19 protein-coding genes are annotated in these 19,096 nt (G+C 67.4%); 7 read left to right on the top strand and 12 right to left on the bottom strand.

Going from position 1 to position 19,096, the window contains the following annotated elements:
* The first annotated feature begins 101 nt into the window (after positions 1–101).
* Positions 102–863 carry a class I SAM-dependent methyltransferase gene (locus F614_RS0100295; protein ID WP_018867422.1) on the top strand — a complete coding sequence of 254 codons (762 nt, stop codon included), beginning with the start codon at positions 102–104 and terminating at the stop codon, positions 861–863.
* 133 nt (positions 864–996) lie between these two features.
* Here F614_RS0100295 and F614_RS0100290 read toward each other — a convergent pair whose 3' ends face one another.
* The 4 genes from F614_RS0100290 to F614_RS0100275 all read right to left on the bottom strand — a co-directional run bounded on the left by F614_RS0100290 (position 997) and on the right by F614_RS0100275 (position 4,618).
* Positions 997–2,271, bottom strand: a complete 1,275-nt coding sequence (locus F614_RS0100290) for a diguanylate cyclase (protein ID WP_019557991.1) — start codon at positions 2,269–2,271, stop codon at positions 997–999.
* Positions 2,272–2,359: 88 nt separating this feature from the next.
* Positions 2,360–2,752 carry a CBS domain-containing protein gene (locus F614_RS0100285; RefSeq protein ID WP_018145798.1) on the bottom strand — a complete coding sequence of 131 codons (393 nt, stop codon included), beginning with the start codon at positions 2,750–2,752 and terminating at the stop codon, positions 2,360–2,362.
* A gap of 11 nt (positions 2,753–2,763) precedes the next feature.
* The gene (locus F614_RS0100280; protein ID WP_018867420.1) at positions 2,764–3,111 is read right to left on the bottom strand and encodes a hypothetical protein; all 348 of its coding nucleotides are present in this window, start codon (positions 3,109–3,111) and stop codon (positions 2,764–2,766) included.
* Positions 3,112–3,115: 4 nt separating this feature from the next.
* Positions 3,116–4,618 (bottom strand): DUF1538 domain-containing protein, encoded by a 1,503-nt coding sequence (locus F614_RS0100275; protein WP_018867419.1) that lies wholly within the window; start codon positions 4,616–4,618, stop codon positions 3,116–3,118.
* Positions 4,619–4,678: 60 nt separating this feature from the next.
* Here F614_RS0100275 and F614_RS0100270 point away from each other — a divergent pair, with 60 nt between their 5' ends.
* Positions 4,679–5,383, top strand: a complete 705-nt coding sequence (locus F614_RS0100270) for an SDR family NAD(P)-dependent oxidoreductase (protein WP_019557990.1) — start codon at positions 4,679–4,681, stop codon at positions 5,381–5,383.
* Positions 5,384–5,478: 95 nt separating this feature from the next.
* Complete coding sequence (locus F614_RS0100265) at positions 5,479–6,144, top strand: OmpW family protein (RefSeq protein WP_019557989.1); 666 nt, start codon at positions 5,479–5,481, stop codon at positions 6,142–6,144.
* Between the two features lie 26 nt (positions 6,145–6,170).
* Here F614_RS0100265 and F614_RS0100260 read toward each other — a convergent pair whose 3' ends face one another.
* Genes F614_RS0100260 through F614_RS0100250 form a run of 3 tightly spaced genes read right to left on the bottom strand, consistent with a single transcriptional unit; the run spans position 6,171 to position 9,711 of the window.
* Positions 6,171–6,593, bottom strand: a complete 423-nt coding sequence (locus F614_RS0100260; protein WP_019557988.1) for an HIT domain-containing protein — start codon at positions 6,591–6,593, stop codon at positions 6,171–6,173.
* Positions 6,583–8,550, bottom strand: a complete 1,968-nt coding sequence (locus tag F614_RS0100255) for a M1 family metallopeptidase (protein WP_019557987.1) — start codon at positions 8,548–8,550, stop codon at positions 6,583–6,585. The genes F614_RS0100260 and F614_RS0100255 overlap by 11 nt, the downstream gene beginning before the upstream one ends.
* Positions 8,551–8,553: 3 nt before the next feature.
* Positions 8,554–9,711, bottom strand: coding sequence for a ChaN family lipoprotein (locus F614_RS0100250; RefSeq protein ID WP_026329768.1), 1,158 nt, complete (start codon positions 9,709–9,711; stop codon positions 8,554–8,556).
* Positions 9,712–9,837: 126 nt separating this feature from the next.
* Between F614_RS0100250 and F614_RS0100245 the strand changes: the two genes are divergently transcribed.
* Both F614_RS0100245 and F614_RS0100240 read left to right on the top strand, forming a co-directional pair.
* Positions 9,838–10,617 carry an FkbM family methyltransferase gene (locus F614_RS0100245; RefSeq protein WP_038037197.1) on the top strand — a complete coding sequence of 260 codons (780 nt, stop codon included), beginning with the start codon at positions 9,838–9,840 and terminating at the stop codon, positions 10,615–10,617.
* Positions 10,618–10,648: 31 nt separating this feature from the next.
* Positions 10,649–11,452: a creatininase family protein gene (locus tag F614_RS0100240; RefSeq protein WP_019557985.1), complete on the top strand. Its 804-nt coding sequence runs from the start codon at positions 10,649–10,651 to the stop codon at positions 11,450–11,452.
* Between the two features lie 8 nt (positions 11,453–11,460).
* Here F614_RS0100240 and ribA read toward each other — a convergent pair whose 3' ends face one another.
* A complete protein-coding gene (ribA, locus tag F614_RS0100235) occupies positions 11,461–12,606 on the bottom strand; it encodes a GTP cyclohydrolase II RibA (RefSeq protein WP_026279290.1) in 1,146 nt (381 codons plus the stop codon).
* A 194-nt stretch (positions 12,607–12,800) separates the two neighbouring features.
* Here ribA and F614_RS0100230 point away from each other — a divergent pair, with 194 nt between their 5' ends.
* Positions 12,801–13,586: a RibD family protein gene (locus F614_RS0100230; RefSeq protein WP_018877753.1), complete on the top strand. Its 786-nt coding sequence runs from the start codon at positions 12,801–12,803 to the stop codon at positions 13,584–13,586.
* A gap of 22 nt (positions 13,587–13,608) precedes the next feature.
* Here F614_RS0100230 and thrC read toward each other — a convergent pair whose 3' ends face one another.
* From thrC to alaC, 3 genes are all read right to left on the bottom strand, one after another.
* The gene (gene thrC, locus F614_RS0100225) at positions 13,609–14,751 is read right to left on the bottom strand and encodes a threonine synthase (RefSeq protein ID WP_018867409.1); all 1,143 of its coding nucleotides are present in this window, start codon (positions 14,749–14,751) and stop codon (positions 13,609–13,611) included.
* Between the two features lie 40 nt (positions 14,752–14,791).
* Positions 14,792–16,105, bottom strand: a complete 1,314-nt coding sequence (locus F614_RS0100220) for a homoserine dehydrogenase (protein ID WP_018877755.1) — start codon at positions 16,103–16,105, stop codon at positions 14,792–14,794.
* Positions 16,106–16,179: 74 nt separating this feature from the next.
* A complete protein-coding gene (alaC, locus tag F614_RS0100215) occupies positions 16,180–17,403 on the bottom strand; it encodes an alanine transaminase (protein ID WP_018875376.1) in 1,224 nt (407 codons plus the stop codon).
* A 189-nt stretch (positions 17,404–17,592) separates the two neighbouring features.
* On the opposite strand from alaC, the gene F614_RS0100210 reads away from it, so the two are divergent.
* Entirely contained in the window at positions 17,593–17,967 is a 375-nt protein-coding gene (locus F614_RS0100210) for an Mth938-like domain-containing protein (protein WP_018875375.1), read from the top strand.
* 26 nt (positions 17,968–17,993) lie between these two features.
* On the opposite strand, the gene rpoS is transcribed toward F614_RS0100210, so the two are convergent.
* Positions 17,994–19,082 carry an RNA polymerase sigma factor RpoS gene (rpoS, locus tag F614_RS0100205; protein ID WP_018867405.1) on the bottom strand — a complete coding sequence of 363 codons (1,089 nt, stop codon included), beginning with the start codon at positions 19,080–19,082 and terminating at the stop codon, positions 17,994–17,996.
* Positions 19,083–19,096 lie beyond the last annotated feature (14 nt).

Genomic DNA, 19,096 nt, shown 5'->3' with positions numbered 1-19,096 from the left:
CCGCGCGAGGCCCTGCCAGCATCACCGGCGTCAGTAGCGTTACTTGACGTTCCGCGCGCATGCCCCCGAACATGGTGGGTTTATCAAACGAGGAAAAGCCGATGAGTGAGCCGCAAGTGAAGACCGAGGAGAAGAAACAGCATTTCGACGACATCTACGTCGCCGAGACGCCGGTACCGTTCAAGGAGCGCATCATCGACGCGCTCGACTACATCTCCGACGACTTCAACCGGCAAACCTTCGACCGGCTGATCCTCCCCTGGGCCGAGAAGCAGGCGGCCGCCGGCAAGACCCTGAACTACGTGGACCTGTGCTGCTGCTTCGGCAACACCACCATGGCCGCCATCCACAACATGGATGTCGAGGCGATCCGCGCCAACTGGGCCGACGAACAGGCCTGCAAGACCGTCGCCGCGCCGCGCCGCCTGCCGATGAAGACCACCGGGATCGATATCTCCGGCAATGCCCTGGCCTACGGCAAGAGCGCCGGGCTGTTCGACGAGACCTTCGAGGCCGATCTGAACCAGCCGGCGCCGGAGACCCAGGCCGCGATCGAAAAGGCCATGGCCGACGCCGATATCGTGATCTCCACCGCGTCGCTGGTCTACCTCGACCCGCCGGCCATCGAGAAGCTGGTGCGCTCCTTCGCCGAGACCCCGCGCGAGGGCTATATGCTCGTCAACTTCCTGAACCCCTTCGCGCTGGAAAAGGCCGACGCCACCAAGCGCCTGCTGCTGGAACACCTGGAGTTCGTGGGCAGCACCGCCAGCCGGCACCGCCGGCTGTCGCCGCTGGAACAGGAGAACTACCCGGGCGAAGACTGGGCGCTGCTGGAGATCTGGGTCCTGCGCCGCCGCGCGTAGCCCGCGGGCGCGGCCGGGGCGCGACGCCGCGCCCCGCAGATCGTCTCTGAAATTGCCCCTGAAATCGAAAGGGCCGGCCCATTCGGGTCGGCCCTTTTTGCTGGCTGGCTTGCGGCGTACCGCGGTGATCGGTTCAGAGCAGCACGACCCGGTTCCGGCCCGACTCCTTGGCCTGGTACATCGCCTCGTCCACCCGACGGGCCAGCGTCTTCGGCGTATCGCCCGGGCGCATCTCGCTGACACCGAAACTGGCCGTCACCGAGATCGGGCAGGGTGTTTCCATTGCGGCCACCGCCTTGCGCAGTTTCTCCGCCATCGCCTCGGCCCCGGCGCCGGGCGTCTCGGGCACCACCACCATGAACTCCTCCCCGCCCCAGCGACCGAGGGAATCCGCCTCGCGCAGGGCGCCGCGGACGGTTTCCGCGAGGCGCTTGAGCACCTCGTCCCCGGTCTCGTGGCCGTAGTCGTCGTTGAAGTCCTTGAAGCGGTCGATATCGAACATGATCAGGGACAACGGACGCCCGTAGCGTCGGCTGCGCTCCATCTCCGCCTCGAGGGTATCGCCGAGACTCAGACGATTCGCCAGACCCGTCAGCCAGTCGGTGTGCGCCAGCCGCCGGATCTCGTCTTCCATGCGCACGCGATCGGTCACGTCCTTGCCAATCGACACGTAGTGGGTTACTTCGCCGCCGGCATTGGTGACCGGGCTGATGCTCTGCTCCATGTGCATCAGGGAGCCATCCCGGCGCCGATTCACGAACTCGCCGCGAAAGGCATCCCCCCGCTTCAGCGTGTCCCACATCTCGCGATAGAAATCGGCATCCTGCTGGCCGGATTTCAGGATGCGCGGAGTCTGCCCCAGGGCCTCGTTGCGGCTATAACCGGTCTGTTCCTCGAAGGCCGCATTCACGTAGGTGATGGTGCCCTCGGGGTCGGTAATCAGGACCGGGTCCGCGGATACCTCCAGCGCGGTGGACAGCAGCCGGATCTCGTCATCGCGGCGCCGTTCGTCCGTGATGTCCTGCTGCACCGACACGAAGTGGGTCACCCGGCGGTCGTCATCCTCCGCATACACCGGCGAGATGTGCCAGCGAACCCGGTACCAGGAACCGTCCTTGCGGTAGTTGATGGCCTCGCCATCGAAACACTCCCCGCTGGCCAGGGCACCCCGCATCCGGTCCAGCACCGCGCGCGAGGTGGCCGGTCCCTGCAGCATGCGCGGGGTCTGGCCCAGGGCCTCGTCGCGATCGTAGCCGGTCATGCGCTCGAAGCCGGCATTCACGTAGACGATCCGCGGGCCCGCATCCAGATCGGCATCGGTGATGACCACCGAGTTGTGCGACTGCTCGATGGCCGCATCCAGAAGGCGGAGTTTCTCGAACCCCTCGATGAACGACATGGGCGGCATGGCACGGCCTTCCGGAAACGAATGGGCGCGGGGATGGGCCCCGCGAAGTATACGGCCGAGGACTCGGACTCGTCCGCGAAGGCAGCGTTCAGTCCATATCGGCCATCTCGAGGATCGAGCCGACAATGTCGCTGGTGGTCACAATGCCCTCGAGCTCGTTGCCCTTGAGCACGACCAGCCGCCGGATCCCCTGGCTCACCATCAACCGCGCCACATATTTCACGTCCATCTCAGCGGGCACCGTGATCACCGGCTTGGTGCAGACATCATAGACGTTCGAGAGGTCAATATCGCCCTCCTCCGCCACGATCGTCTTCAGGATCGTGGTGTAGGTGATGATGCCGTAGGCATCGTGGGCGTGCTGCTTCTCCACCACCAGGGACTTCACGCCATGCTTGCGCATCAACTGCATGGCCTCGCGCAACGGCGCCAGGGGGGACACGGTCACCACGTTGGGTCTGAGAATCTCGCTTACCAGCATAATCGTCTCCGTCAAAGTTCTTCCTTGACCTGTTCCTGGAACTGCTCGATCTGGTTGCGCCCGATACCGGCCAGGTGGGCGAGATCCACCGTAAAGGCAATCCCGCGCGGATCATTGGCCAGATCGAGCTCCCTGGAAATGGACTTGAGCACGCCCAGGGCCACTTTCTTCTCCAGTACCCACAACAGGACCGACTGACTCCCCTCGTAGGTCATGCCGAGGAAGGTCTTGCGCGCCTCGGCCCCGATGCCGCGCGCGTCCATGATGGTTACCCCACCCGCGCCGGCCTTCTTGGCCGTGGCGATTGCCTGTTCCTCCAGGTCATCCGAGAGGACGGCCACCAGTGCGGAAAATCTCATTGCGCTACTCCTCCTGGTTACGCGTAAACCAGCGTTCGTACAGATCCACGGCGATCGCGTAGAGCATCACCGTGACGATGGGAAAGATGGACGCAAACGCGATCAGGCCAAAGCCGTCGATCAGGACGTTGCGGTCCTCCAGGTGCGTCGCGAGACCAATCCCCAGTGCCGTCACCAGGGGTACGGTCACCTCCGAGGTGGTCACGCCGCCCAGGTCGAAGGCCAGCGCCACGATCTGCTTCGGCGCGAGGATGGTCAGCACGATCACCAGCAGGTAGCCGCCCATGATGTAGTGGTGGATGGAATCGCCCGCCAGGATCCGGTGCACCCCGATAGTGATACCGATGGCCACGCCCAGCGCCACCAGGATGCGGATCACATCGCCGCGCAGGGAGCCGCGCGCCGCCTCCTCCGCCTTCTGGCCGATCGCGATCAGGGCCGGTTCCGCCATCGTGGTGGCAAAACCGATGGAAAACGCGAACAGATAGACCCACAGGAACAGCTCGTTGGTGATCAGCTGCTCGGCCATGCTCTCGCCGATCGGGAACAGGCCCAGCTTGAGCCCGACCACGAAGGCGTACAGCCCCAGCACCACCAGCACGAAACCGAAGATCACCCGCGGCAGATACGGGATGCGCTTGCGCAGCACGAAATACTGGAACACCACGATCACCGCGATGATCGGCGCCACGTCGCGCAGCATCAGCAGCAGGTCCATGCCCATCGTGGCCAGCCAGTGACCCTCGGCCCCCGGCAGATCCGTGTCCGGATCCATCGCGGCGGTCTCGGCGTTGGTCGGCGCCCCGATATCGGCGCCGGTGAACACGATGATGCCGTAGAGCTGCACGGTGATCATCGGCACCATCACGGCCAGCGCCACCAGCCCGAACCCGTCACGCAGCGGATTCCGCCCGCTGATCGAGGCGGCCAGCCCCAAACCCAAAGCCGCCACCAGGGGCACGGTCACGATGTTCGTGGTCACCCCGCCGGAGTCGTAGGCCAGACCGACAATCTCTTCCGGGGCAAAGAAGGTGACCAGCACCACGAGCACGTAGCCGGTCAGGATGTACCAGTGCAGCGGGTGGCCCAGCACCGTGCGCAGGATCCCCAGCGCCACCACGGCCCCGACTGACAATGCGACGATCAGGCGCAGCACGAATCCCTCGATCCGCCCCTCGCTGATCAGCTCCGCCTGCTCCGCGACCGCGATCAGGGCCGGTTCCGCGATCACCGTGGCGAAGCCGAGGGTAAAACCGAACGCCATCAGCAGCAGCAACGAACCCCGCCGGGCCAGCGCGTTGGAAAGGTTCTTGCCGATGGGGAAGATGCCCATCTCCAGACCCTGCAGGAACAGCGCCACGCCAAAGACCACGATGGCCAGCCCGACCACCATGGACAGCAGGCCATCCGGCACCGTACGCAGCACCAGCGCCTGGAACACCGCCACCACGATCACGATGGGCGCAAGATTGCGCGCCGCATGACCCAGGGTGTGGAGAAAGTTCATGCGCTCCCTTCCCGGGATATGACCCCGGAATCAATTCCCCGCCTGGCGGTCGCAGGGTGTATGGAATCCCTGCAGATACCCTATCGCGCCGTGGTGGTCGGCGCCACGGGCGGCCTCGGTGCCGCGTTCATGCAACACCTGGAACAGGACCCGAACTGTGAGCAGGTCATCGGACTGGGGCGCCACAGCGACCCGCCCGTGGATCTCCTCGACGAATCCAGTATCGAACGTGCCGCCGCCTGGCTGCGCGAGCAGGCCGCCGAGTGGGACCTGATCCTCGATGCCACCGGCATCCTGACCATCGACGGCCAGGGCCCGGAGAAGCGCCTGCGCGACCTCGATCCGGCCGTCATGGCCCGAGCCTTCGCCATCAACGCCATCGGCCCGGCGCTGTTGTTCAAGCACCTGGCACCGCTGCTCCCGCGCAATCGCAAGGGGGTTCTGGCCACCCTGTCGGCCCGGGTCGGCTCCATCGAGGACAATCACCTCGGCGGCTGGGTCAGCTATCGCGCCTCCAAGGCGGCACTCAACCAGATCGTGCGGACCACCGCCCTGGAGCTGCGGTTCAGCCACCGTCAGGCGGTCGTGGTCGCCCTGCAGCCCGGCACCTGCGCCACCCGCCTGTCGGAGCCGTATCGCTCGCGCGCGCCGGAGGTGCTGAGCCCCGAGTACGCAACCGGACGCCTGCTGGATGTTCTGGACCGGCTGGACGCCGAGCAGTCCGGGAGTTTCCACGACTTCGAGGGCCAGCGATTGCCGTTCTGAAAATAATCAGCGGAAATGATCTGCATCAACGAATACTGATACGCGCGGCGCGATAGTACCTCCGAACAACCAACACGCCTTCGGAGGAACCGAACATGCGACACACCCTGACCTTCCGCTCCCTGGCGCTGGCCGGCCTCCTGGCCCCCACCGCCCTGATCCCGGCCCACGCCACCGCCGCCAATGCCGATGTCTCCGCCGGCGACTGGCTGATCCGTGGCGGCCTGACCCACGTGGCCCCCAAGTCCGACAACGGCAACCTGAATGCCAGCGGCTTGGGGCTGAGCGCAACAGCTCCGGCTGACGTCGGCTCGAACACCCGTCCGTCCGGCAACATCACCTACATGATGACCGACAATCTGGGCCTGGAGCTGCTGGTCGCCATCCCGTTCAAGCACAACCTGAACGTCGGTGGCGTCGACATCGGCAGCACCCGCCACCTGCCGCCGACCCTGAGCCTGCAGTACCACTTCAACACCGGGTCCGCGGTGCGCCCGTATGTCGGTGCCGGCATCAACTACACCTACTTCTTCGATGAAGACACCAGCGACGCGCTTGGCGCCGACATCGACCTCGACGATTCCTGGGGTGCCGCGGTGCAGGCCGGGATCGACTTCGCGGTGGACGACAACTGGTTCGTGAATGCCGAAGTGCGCTGGATCGACATCGATACCGACGTCTCGCATCCGACACTGGGGCACCTTGGTACCGTCAACATCGACCCCTGGACCTTCGGGATGAACGTCGGCTACCGCTTCTGACGCCTACCCTGAAGCAAGACGCCGGCCTAACCGCCGACGTCTTCCACGAGGCCGAGGACCCGCGCGACGCGATCCTCGGCCTCTTGTGTTTCCAGGCCCCGTGATTTCGGCGCACCCCAGACGGGGCCGGGCCAGGCCGGATCCCCCTCGAAGCGCGCCACGTGGTGCAGGTGCAACTGCTCCACGATGTTGCCCAGCTTGGCCACGTTCAGCGCTCGCGGGACGAAGGCCTGCTCCATCGCCCGGGCCAGGGCGCGCGATTCGCGGGCCAGCTGGGTGGCATCGTCCACCGCGAGTGCATGCAGTTCCCGCAGGTCGGGGCGCCGCGGGACCAGGATGAACCAGGGGTAGTCCCAGTGATCCATCAATCGGACACTGGACAGCGTCCACTCCGCCACGGCCCAGGTGTCCGCGACGAGCCGCGGATCGAGTCGAAACTCAGTCGTCATTGGCCAGCTCCTGCCAGATGCCGGGTTGCGGCCAGAGGCCCGTCTCCCAGTCCCCGTCCGCGGTCCCCAGCAGATAGCTGTAGTGCGACCGATGCCGCAAGGCGGCCGCGGCACCACGCCGGGCCTCCGCATCCGGGCCGCTGATCACCACCAGTTGCGTGCCGGGGACCGTCCAGGCCCGGGCGCTGGTTCCCGTTTCCAGGCCCGGCTCCACGGCCGCGGGCTCCGGTGCGAGCCCGCGCGCGTCCAGCCATTCGGCCACGGCGGCATGCGTGCCCAGCAGGATCCGCGTGCCCCCCATGCCCTCCGCGACCTCGGGCACACGCCCCAGCCAGGGCGCGACCTCGGCGGCCCCGGCTTCCCCGAGCGCGAACACCCGCACCTCCGGATCCAGGGCGCCCTGGCGCAGAATCTCCGGCGACTCGCCATCGGCCAGATGCCGGAACAGCCGCCAGTCCGGATCGACGGCGATCGCCCGCGGCCGCCTGTCGGTCTTGATCGAAACTGGCCGGGACACGCTCTCCAGCTCGATCCAGTGCGTTTCGCGCCCCTCCTCGGTCTTCAGCACCAGCGGCACACGCAGGTGCCACGGGTCGTCGTCATCCGCTTGACGCAGTTGCCCCGTCACCTGCCACCCGTTCCCGCGCGGCTCCAGCCGCAGCGCGGCCAGTTCCGGCGTCGGCGCCCCCGCACGTTCGATCCATTGCTCGAAGAACGGGCGCAGGTCCTCCTCCGTCTCCCGGTCGAAAGCTTCGATCACGGCCGCCCAGTCGGCCTCGCGAAAAAGCCACTCGGCATACAGCTCGCGCACGCCGGCGCGCAGGGCCTCCTCCCCAATCCGGTCCTCCAGCATCCGCCACAGCATCGCTCCGCGGTGATACCCGGCAATCCGCGCGGCGCCGGAATTCCCGCCCCGGAAGCTACCATGTGGCCGATCCTGCCCACTGGGTAGGGCCGCGTAGTCACGCAGCCACTGCCCGCGCTCCTCACGCCCCTCACCACGATCACGCTTGAACTGGTAATCGGCCATGAAGGTGGTCAGCCCTTCCGACCAGTTGCCGCCCGAGGCGTCCACGTACACCCCCGTCCCCCACCAGGCGTGGAGCACTTCGTGTCCGAGGGAGGTATGGGGGATAAACGGCAACGGAATCACGCGCTCGCCCATCAGCGTAAAACCCGGGAAGGCCAGCCCCACCGGCCGCGGACTCGCGGCGATGGTGAAGGTGTCGTAGGGATACGGCCCGATCGCCTCGCTGAAGCGCTCGATATAGCCAGCCGCCTGCTCGCGATAGGTCGCGCCGAACTCGGCTTCCAGGTGAGCCGGAAACAGCGTGCGCACCGTGACCGTTCCAACCTCCTGCTCGACCGCGTCCCAGGGTCCGGTGGCCACGGCCAGCGCGCGTGCCGCCGGGTGTTCGAAGGTTGTGCGGTACCGGTCTTCTTCGCGCTCCTCCGCCACCTGCGAGCCGGATGCGACCGCCCGATGGCCGCCGAGACTGGTCACTTCAATACGCACGGCATGCGGCTCCTGCTCCGGTCGGCGCGGATACCAGTCCGCCCCCGCCGGCAGATATCCGCCCTCCGGGGCCAGGAATCCGCTTCCGGGTCGCGCATCGTCCAGTGCGGGCAGACGTGCGCCGTAGCGAATCACCAGGGCGCCGGCATCGGCCTCCGGCGCGCGCGCCAGCTCCAGCCAGCCATCTCCGCTACGCTCGAACTCGACGGGGTGTCCGCCCAGCGAGACGGCGTCCACGGCAATCCCCGGATCGAGCCGGAAGCGCCGCAGAGTGGCCGGATCCACCTGCGCCGGATCCGCCTCGAACCGGCCCTCCAGCCGCGACTGGCCGGGATCCAGTTCCACCTGCACCACCACCCCGGCAACAGAGGCCGCGCCGGGGAGCGGCGCCAGAAGCAGTCCTACGGCGATGATGACGCCCGCAAGCAAGCCGGTTCGCATGGTTCAGTCCCCGCGCGGGAAACGCGCTACCCGCTCGAGCTGCTCGCCCTCGCGCTCGATCTCCAGGGGCAGCCAGGTACCGGGCGCGACGGCCCGCACCACGCGCTGCAGGTCGCTCGCCGCGCGGATGGATCGGTCCCCGGCCCGCAGGACGCGGTCCCCCGCTTGCAAGCCGGCGGCCTCGCCCACCGAGTCCGGCTGGACCCGCAGGATGCGAATACCCGGCTGGTCATCGGCCTCCAGGTGTACCCCAAGCAGGGCCCCCGAAAGTTCGAATCGATCGTCGCGCGGGACCCCGAATACGGCATCCGCCAGGTCCGGGTCGGTTTCCGCGCATTCCCCGGGCTCACGCGGCAAAAGCACCGCCGTGTCGGTCACGCCCAGATCGGCGAGCTGGTGGGGTACCCCGTAGCCGTATTCCAGATGCCCCGAGCCGATGATCGCCGCCACCAGCGGAGGACGCTCGCCGCCCGCCTCGAGATGCGCGGAGATGGCGCCCGCCATCATGCGGTCCCAGGCCACCTGGGTCGCGACAAAGCGCTCCGCATCCGGCCCCATCCCCGCCGGGTGGCGTTCCAATACGGATTCCAGATACGCGCGGTACCCGGCGCTGGGCGCGGCCGGGGCGGACACGCCGTCGCGTGCCTCCTCGTCCAACGCGTCCCAGCCTTCATGGCCCAGCCGCCGGATCGACTCCCGCTCCAGGTTCAGCGCCAGCAGGGGCACGTCATGCAAACGGGCGAAGTGCAGGATGGGCCAGTACAGGTCGGGATCGAAGCCCCAGTGGGTATACCAGCCACTCGCTTCCAGGAAGGCCTCCGGGTCCAGTTCGCCCGCGACCCAGGCATCCAGGACCGGCTGTTTGGAACGCGGCAGCATCTCGAGGCCGATCACCAGGTCCGGGCGATACCCATGCAGTGCCGCCAGGGTCGCCAATTGCCAGCGATGATGATCCATTCGGTCATGGCGCTCGCCCAGCAGGACCGCATCACGCCTTGCCAGGTCGGCATACAACTCGGCCGTATCCAGCCGCTCGCCGCCCGGCGCCGACCAGACGCCAGCGGCGGCACAGTCATCACCGGCCTGGGCAACGCTCACCAGCGAAACGGCCAGCAGACCCGAAGAAACCAGCCGTTTCAGCATCCGAAAACCTGCACTCATGCATCGCTCCTCGTCCCGCCCGTTCTACCCGGCCGCTCGTGCCAGGCACGTAACTGCCAACCCTCCTGAAGACTCTGCTAGACCGCCGGCGTTCCCCCGTGGCCCCGGCTCGGTTAGCCTGCCGGGATGAATGCATCCCCGCAAAGCCCTTCCCGCATGGCCTGGCTGGACCAGGCGATAGGTGTCCTGCGCTCGCTGATCATCTACCGCCGCCCCGGCCGGCAGCGAGGCCTGCAGCGCATGTATGCCCCGTTCGTCCAGCCCGGGGACCTGGTGTTCGACATCGGGGCCCACGTCGGCGACCGCACCCTGGCCTTTGCCGCCCTGGGCGCCCGGGTCGTGGCACTGGAACCCCAGCCCCAGCTCCTGCCCTGGTTGCGGCGCGCCGTGCGCGGCCGGCCGGGTATCGCGATCCGCCGCGAGGTCGCCGGGCCCCGCCCCGGCTCCGCGCAGTTGCAGATCAGCCGGCGCCACCCCACGGTCTCCTCGGCTTCGCGCCCCTGGGTCCGATCGCTGCGCAACCACAACCGGCGCTTCCAGCACGTGCACTGGGACGACGAGATCACGGTCCCCATGGTCACCCTCGACCAGTTGATCGAGGAATACGGCACCCCCGCCTTCTGCAAGATCGATGTCGAAGGCCTGGAGGCCGAGGTCCTGCGCGGACTCACCCACGCGGTCCCGGCCCTCTCGTTCGAATTCGTCGCCGGTGCGCTGGACGTCACCCGCGACTGCCTCCAGCAACTGGACGCGCTCGATACCTACGAGTACAACCTGATCCCCGGCGAACAACGCCGGTACCGCTTTGCCCAATGGCAGTCCGGCGCGGAAATCCTGACCTGGCTGGAGGCACACGGCGACCGCCTGGGTTCGGGCGATCTCTATGCCCGCCGCCCTGTCGCTTGACGCCACGCCCCCAGGCGGCAAGGCTGGACGCATGAGTGCCCGAGACCTCCTCTGGTGGCAGGACCGTACAAGCGCCGGGATCGCCGAACTCGCCGCGCGCGACGCCGTTGCGCTCCTGCCCCTGTCGGCGATCGAGCAACACGGCCCGCACCTCCCGCTGGACACCGACTACCGCATCGGCCTCGGTCTCCTGCAGGCGGCCTGCAAGACCCTTCCGGAGGATCTGCCGCGGGTCGTCCTTCCGCCCGTGGCCGTCGCTACCAGTCATGAACACACTGACTTCTCTGGCACGCTGACCCTGCGCCCCGAGACCGCGCTGGCCCTGCTGCGTGATCTTGGCGAGAGCGTAGCGCGCAGCGGTCTTCGCCGACTGCTGATCGTGAACAGCCACGGCGGCAACACCGCGATCTGCGACCTGGCCGCGCTGGAGCTGCGCCGAGCGCACAGCATGCTGGTGGTCAAGCATCACTACTTCACCCAGCCCCCGTCGTCCGAATTCGGCATCCCGGCCGAGGAACTCCGCCACGGCCTGCACGGAGGGCTGATCGAGACCGCGATGATGCGCTTCCTCGCGCCGGAGACCGTCCACATGGACGCGGCCGCGGACGCGCCGTCGCTGGGGGCCACGCTGGCCGAGACAATGGAGGTGCTGGAACCCGAGGGCCGCGCGTCCTTCGCCTGGATGGCGCAGGACCTCAACCCTTCGGGGGTGGTGGGCAATGCCCGCGCGGCGACCGCGGACCTCGGCGAACGCCTGGTGGCGCACTATGCCGGAATCCTGGCCGCCGCCATCCGCGACACGGCCCGCTTCGATCTGGCGCAACTGCGCGCCTGACCGGTCCCTCAGCCGCGCTCGGCCTCCGAGGCCAGCAGTTCCTGCAGCCAGTGACCGCCGCGGTCGGCCTTGGTGCTGAGGTAGCGCAGGTTGTGCGGATTCAGCTTGCCGTGCACCGGCTCGCGCGCCACCACGTCGATGCCGCCGGCCCGCAGCGCCTCGATCTTGCCGGGGTTGTTGGTCAGCAGACGGACGGTATCGATACCCAGGAATTCCAGCATCTCCACGGCCGCATCGTAGCGCCGCCCGTCCGCCTCGAAGCCCAGCTGGCAGTCGGAGTCGATGGTGTCCAGACCGGCCGTCTGCATGGTGTACGCGCGCAGCTTGTTGGCCAGCCCGATGCCGCGGCCTTCCTGCGCCAGGTACAGCAGCACGCCCCCACCCGACTCGTTGATGGTCTTCACACCCAGCCGCAACTGGTCGCCGCAGTCGCAGCGCAGGCTGCCGAACAGATCGCCGGTCAGGCAGGCCGAATGCAGTCGCACCGGGACCGCCTCGGGCCAGTCCCGGGGCTCGCCGATCAAAACGGCCACATGCTCCAGAATCCCGTTCCCCTCCCGGAACAGCATGAAGCGCGTGACCGGAGCATCCGCGAGCGGCACGGGGGCCTCGCTGACGTAGGCCAGCTCCAGCCGCGGATGCTGGGCCACGGCCCGGGCCTCCTGCTCGTCTACATCCAGGAACATGCCATCGGCAAGCGCCGACTGTATCGCCTCGGGCACCGGTTCGGGCACCGGGGCGGCCACCACCGCCGGCAACAGGCGACCCGCCCGCACCAGTTCCAGGGCGGCGACTTCCGCCGGCAATGCCCGCGTCACCGTCGGCTGGCCGAGGGCGGCATCGGGGTGTCCGGCCTCGTTCGAGGCCTCGGGGGCACTGGCCAGAGTAAACAGCGCCTCGGGATCGGTGTCCGGGGCGAACTCGAGGGCCACGCCCTCCCAGCCTTCCTGCAGCGGCTGGGCCCAGCCCATTGCAGAGGCCCGGTGCGCAGTTAGAATCAGTCGAGGCGACGCCCCGGTCATGTGGGTCAAACGATCCAGCAGAACGGGGGTCAGACCCTCGACGGCCGCAACGAGTACACTCGACTGCGAACCACTTACCAGGACCGGATGGCCCCGGCGCAGATCAAAGATCCCGCGATCGGCGTTATGCATCGGGTACGTCCATAGGGAGTTTTGTTTATGACCCGCCCGCAACCCGCGAATTCCCCGAAGGCGAGCCCCGGATACTCCAGACGTGTCATCAGGAACCTGCCGAATTCGGGACTGATCGGCTACGCGTGCGGGAGATCGGCCCCTAGCCTACCCCAACTGGCCGGTCGCGGTCCCGTAACCCCGGAATTTGCGGCATGACGGCATATCCGGTCACCGAGGAACAAGCCTGGCGCTGGCTGCTGGCCCAGCGGGCCGATCCCGGGTGCTGCCCCCTGCCCGGGCCCCTGGCGCCGGGTGCCCACGAATTGCTGGATCTCTACGGCCCGATCGTCGAGGCGCCCAGCATCACCGTGGCCCAGCTCGGGCAAAGCCTGGACGGACGCATCGCCACTGCCAGCGGCCATTCGCACTACGTTACCGGCCCCGAGGATATCGAGCGCCTGCACCGCCTGCGGGCCCTGGTGGATGCCGTCATCGTCGGCGCCGGCACCGTGGTCGCGGACGACCCCCGTCTGACCGTGCGCAAGACCGAGGGCCCGAATCCGGTGCGCGTGATCCTGGACCCCGACGGCCGCATCCCCGCCGATGCCCATGTCTTCCGCCATGCCGAGGTCCGCACGCTCGTCCTCCACGCGGCCGGCTACGGCCCCTGCGGGCTTCCCGAACACGTGGAATGCCTGGAGATGCCCACCGGGGACGACGGGCGCTTCGACCCGGCACAGATCCGCGGGCGGCTGGCGGAGATGGGCCTGCACCGCCTGCTGGTCGAGGGTGGCGGGCAAACGGTTTCGCGCTTCCTGCAGGCCGACACCCTGGACCGCCTGCACCTCACCATCGCACCGATGCTGATCGGGTCCGGGCGCCCCGGCGTCACGCTGCCAGAGATCGACTCGCTGGATCAGGCCCTGCGCCCGCCCTGCCGGATCTTCCGACTGGGGGGGGACACCCTGTTCGACCTGGACCTGCGCAGCAAGCCCTGAGGCCGGCCGGCACGGCGTGGCCTCAGCTCAGGTTGTCGCGAATCGCGCGGGAGACCGCGTCCAGCTCGGCCGGCACCTTGGTCGGCTGCACCACGCTCTGCGCGATCGCGGTGTCCGGGTCCTTCAGTCCGTTGCCCGTGAGCGTGCACACGACCGTCGAGCCTTCCGGGATCTTGCCGTCGCGGATATCGCGCAGGGCGCCGGCCAGGGATGCGGCCGAGGCCGGCTCGCAGAACACGCCCTCCTTCTCGGCCAGCAGCTTCTGCGCGGCCAGGATCTCGTCGTCCTGGCATTCGTCGAACCAGCCACCCGACTCTTCGCGCACCGTCCACGCCATGTCCCAGGACTGCGGATGGCCAATGCGAATCGCGGTCGCCACGGTATCCGGGTTGTCCACCATCGCGCCGCGCATGAACGGCGCGGAGCCCGAGGCCTGGTAGCCCACCATATGCGGGCGGTTACCCACCATGCCGCCTCCGGCATATTTGCAGTGGCCCTTGCAATAGGCGCAGGCATCGGTCACGTCGTCACTGCTCTTGGCCGCCATCTCGCTGTAGCCGATCCAGTGCGCGGTGATGTTACCCGCGTTGCCCACCGGCAGGCAGTGATAGTCCGGGGCCCGACCCAGCTCCTCGACGATTTCGAAAGCGGCGGTCTTCTGGCCCTGCAGGCGATACGGATTGACCGAGTTCACCAGGGTCACCGGGGTGTTGGAGGCCACTTCCTTGACCAGGCGCATGCCGTCGTCGAAGTTGCCCTCGATCTGAATCACCGTCGCGCCATGCATCATCGCCTGGGCCAGCTTGCCCATCGCAATCTTGCCATCCGGGATCACCACGAACGCGGTGATCCCGGCGCGGGCGGCATAGGCAGCCGCCGCCGCGGAGGTGTTGCCGGTGGAGGCGCAGACGATCGCCCGCGAGCCCTCTTCCACCGCCTTGGTCACGGCCATGGTCATGCCGCGGTCCTTGAACGAACCGGTGGGGTTCAGGCCCTCGAACTTCACGTAGATCTCGACCTCCCGCGCCAGATCACGCGGGATGTTGTTCAGCCGGATCAGCGGCGTGTTGCCCTCGCCCAGCGAGATGATGCGGGTGTCGTCATGCACCGGCAGGCGGTCGCGGTAGCGTTCGATCAGTCCGGTATAGCGGTGTCCAAAGGCCATGATGTTCTCTGTCGTTGCGGTTGCAGTCCGGGCGCCGGGATCAGCGCGCCAGCCCTTCCATGCGGATACGGGTAATCGGGGTCAGCAGGTGATCCAGCGCCTCGAGCGCGGTAATCGCCTCGTTCATCGCACCCTCGCGCACCTTGTGCGTCAGCATGATGATCGTCGCCTCGCCGCGCTCCGGATCCGGTTCACGCTGCAGGATCGCCTCGATGCTGATGCCGTGCTCGCCGAGGATGCGGGTGATGTCGGCCAGCACGCCCGGACGGTCCTGCGTGCGCAGACGCAGGTAGAACGACGTCTCGACGTCCGCCAGATCCAGCACCGGCTTGTCCGACAAGGCATCCGGCTGGAAGGCCAGATGCGGCACGCGATTCTCGGGATCGGTGGTCAGGGCACGCACCACGTCGACCAGATCGGCCACCACGGCCGAGGCGGTGGCCTCCGCGCCCGCACCCGCACCGTAGTAAAGCGTCGGGCCCACGGCGTCGGCGTTGACCAGCACCGCGTTCATCACGCCGTCCACGTTGGCGATCAGTCGGCGTTCCGGGATCAGCGTGGGGTGCACCCGCAGCTCGTAGCCCTTGGGCGTGCGCCGGGCGATACCCAGGTGCTTGATGCGGTAGCCCAGCTCGGCGGCGAAACCGACATCCTCGCGGGTGATGTTGCTGATGCCTTCCACCGCAACCCGGTCGAACTGCAGCGGAATGCCAAAGGCAATGGAGGCCAGGATCGCGAGCTTGTGGGCCGCGTCGATGCCTTCCACGTCAAAGGTCGGGTCGGCCTCGGCATAGCCCAGTGCCTGGGCCTCGGCCAGCACGTCCTCGAAATCGCGACCCTTGTCGCGCATCTCGGTCAGGATGAAGTTGCCGGTGCCGTTGATGATGCCGGCCAGCCATTCGATCTGGTTGCCGGCCAGGCCCTCGCGAATCGCCTTGATAATCGGGATGCCACCGGCCACCGCGGCCTCGAAGGCGACCATCACGCCCTTTTGCTGGGCGCGCTCGAAGATCGTGTTGCCGTGCAAAGCGATCAGGGCCTTGTTCGCGGTGACCACGTGCTTGCCGGCGTCGATCGCGGCCAGCACCAGGTTCAGGGCCGGGTCGGTGCCGCCCATCAGTTCGACGACGACCTCGACCTCGGGGTCATTCACGACCGCCGCCGGATCGGTGGTCAGCCGAATCTGCGAACAGTCACATTCCCGCTCGCGGTTGACATCGCGCGCGGCGGCCGCCACGACCTGGATATCGCGACCCGCGCGGCGGGCGATCTCGGTGCCGTTGCGCGCGAGCACGTTCACCGTGCCGCAGCCCACCGTACCCAGTCCAAGAATTCCGATCTTTACCGGCGTCATAGCCTTGCTGTCCTTGACGTCAGGCGCCGTCCGGCGCCCGGTGTTGATTGCATTCGGAGCGCGGCCCGCGCGCCTCAGGCGTTCGAACCCGAGCTTTCCTCGGCCGCGTCGGCGAGGATCGAGTCGGCCCGGAACATCGCCTTGATCCCGCGCAGCGCCTGGCGGGTGCGCTGTTCGTTCTCGATCAGGCTGAAGCGCACGTGGTCATCGCCATAGTTGCCGAACCCGATGCCCGGCGAGACGGCCACCTTGGCGTCACGCAGCATCTTCTTCGCGAACTCCAGCGATCCCATCTCGCGGTACGGTTCCGGGATCGGGGCCCAGACGAACATGGTCGCCTTCGGCTTTTCCACCTGCCAGCCGAGCTTGTTGAGGCCGTCGCAGAGTACATCCCGGCGCACGCGGTACAACTCGCGGATCTCCTCGACACAGTCCTGCGGACCTTCCAGCGCCGCGATCGCGGCCACCTGGATCGGGGTAAAGGTCCCGTAATCGAGGTAGGACTTGATGCGCGCGAGGGCGGCCACCAGCGTCGGATTGCCGCACATGAAGCCCACGCGCCAGCCGGGCATGTTGTAGGTTTTGGACAGGGTGTAGAACTCCACCGCAATGTCCTTGGCACCCGGCACCTCGAAGATCGACGGCGCCTTGTAGCCATCGAAGCTGATCTCCGCATAGGCCAGGTCGTGCACGATCCAGATGCCGTGTTCCTTGCAGATCGCCACCACCCGCTCGAAGAACTCGAGATCCACGCATTGCGTGGTCGGGTTCGCCGGAAAGTTCAGGATCAGCATCTTCGGCTTCGGCCAGGAGTCCTGGATCGCCCGCTCCAGCTCGGCGAAGAAGTCGACATCCGGCGTCAGCGGCACATGGCGCACGTCGGCGCCGGCGATCACGCAGCCATACGGATGAATGGGATACGCCGGGTTCGGCACCAGGACGGCATCCCCCGGCCCCAGGGTCGCCAGTGCCAGGTGCGCCAGGCCCTCCTTGGAACCGATGGTCACGATGGCCTCGGTCTCCGGGTCCAGATCCACGTCGAACTGGGTCTTGTACCAGCGTGTGATCGCACGACGCAGGCGCGGGATGCCCTTGGACACGGAGTAGCGATGGGTATCGCCGCGCTGGGCCGCCTCGCACAGCTTGTCCACGATGTGCTGCGGCGTCGGCTGGTCGGGGTTGCCCATCCCGAAGTCGATAATGTCCTCGCCACGGGCGCGGGCCTCGGCCTTCAACTGGTTCACGATGTTGAAGACGTAGGGCGGGAGGCGCTCGATACGGGGGAAGACGTCGGTCACGGGTCTGGGTCCTGGTTGGGGCCTTGGCGGTTGTTTTCCGGGACCCTGAAGGCCCCTCCGGATGCCGCACCGGAAAGCGCGCCAAAGTATAACCCGGGCCCGGACCTGTCAACGAATCGGGGCGCCGCCGCCCTTTGGTGAGGGCGCGCATTCTTGAGTCATTCACGGCGCCGGAGTAGCGTACGCAGCATGCTGTTCTCCGAAGTCACCAGCGAAGAGTCCTACATCGTGACCGGCTACGAGACCGGTCGCGTCGGGATCAATCAGGTGGCCCACAGCCGCAGCCTGATTGTCCGCCCGCACCAGCTGCAAACCGACTGGCCGGTGCAGGCGGCGGACGAGCTGCGGGTGGATCACCTGCAAGCCGTACTGGACACCCCGCCCGAGGTGCTGCTGATCGGCACCGGCGAGCTGCAGCGGTTTCCGGACCGTGCGGTCTGGCGACACCTTCGCGCTCAGGGGCTGGGCGTGGAGATCATGGATACCGCGGCGGCCTGCCGCACCTACAACCTGATCATGGCGGAGGGCCGCGACGTCGCCGCAGCTCTGATCATCGAGGGGTAGTCGGACCACCGCCCGGGGAACCCGGGTCAGGAGTTCGGCAGGACCTCGTCGCCCTTCATCCCGCGCGATTCGAGCAGCTTGCGCAGCCGCTTGAGGGCATCCATCTGAATTTGCCGCACGCGTTCGCGGGTCACGCCGATCTCCGACCCCACCTGCTCCAGCGTCGAGCGTTCGAAACCGTGCAGCCCGAACCGACGCACCAGCACCTCGCGCTGCTTGTGATCGAGTTCCGCCAGCCAGGCCTCCACCAGATGGTGGAGGTCCTGATCCTCCAGCAGTGTGGAGGGCTCCGGGGCATTCGCATCGGCCAGGATATCGGTCAGCGAGCGGTCCCCGTCCGGGCCCGACGGCAGGTCCATCGAGGTCGAGGGCTCGGACATCGCGCGCAGCTTCTGGATCTCGGCCACCGGCTTGCCGAGGCGCTGCGCCAGCTCCTCCTCGCTCGGGTCGCGGCCGAGTTCCTGGGTCAGGTTGCGCGCGATCCGCGCATGCATGCGCAGTTCCTTGCTGACATGCACGGGAATGCGGATCGTCCGCCCCTGATTCATCAGGGCCCGCTCGATGGTCTGGCGGATCCACCAGGTCGCATAGGTGGAAAACCGGAACCCCCGCTCCGGGTCGAACTTCTCGACCGCGTGCATCAGACCGAGGTTGCCTTCCTCGATCAGATCCAGCAGTGGCAGCCCCCGGTTGAGGTAACGCCTGGCAATCTTTACCACCAGCCGCAGGTTGCACTCGATCATGCGGCGCCGACCGGCGTCATCGCCCTGACGTGCCAGCCGGGCGTACTTGCGTTCTTCATCGGGGGTCAGCAGCGGGCGGTACTCGATATCGCGCAGGTAGATCTGGATGGCATCCAGCTCGGCCGGCCGGGCATCACGCAGGGTCTTCGGCCGCACGGGGGCCTCGGTTTCCGGCTCAAGGCCAACCGTGACCTCGGGGGCCACCTGCGCCGCGTCGTCCTCGGCATCTTCAGGATCTTCGGGGGCTTGCATGGACTCGACCGGCCGGGCCAGATCTTCGGGCAGCGCCTCCCCGTCTTCGTCCTCGGCCGGGCCTTCGGTCAGGCGTTCGTCATCCAGTTCCGGGTCCACCGGCTGCCGGGTCTTGGCCATGTAGTGTCCTGCTC

Source organism: Thioalkalivibrio sp. ALE12 (assembly GCF_000381105.1).
Lineage (GTDB): Bacteria > Pseudomonadota > Gammaproteobacteria > Ectothiorhodospirales > Ectothiorhodospiraceae > Thioalkalivibrio.
Note: the sequence above shows the minus strand (reverse complement) of the source record. Positions and strands in the feature narration are given on the sequence as shown.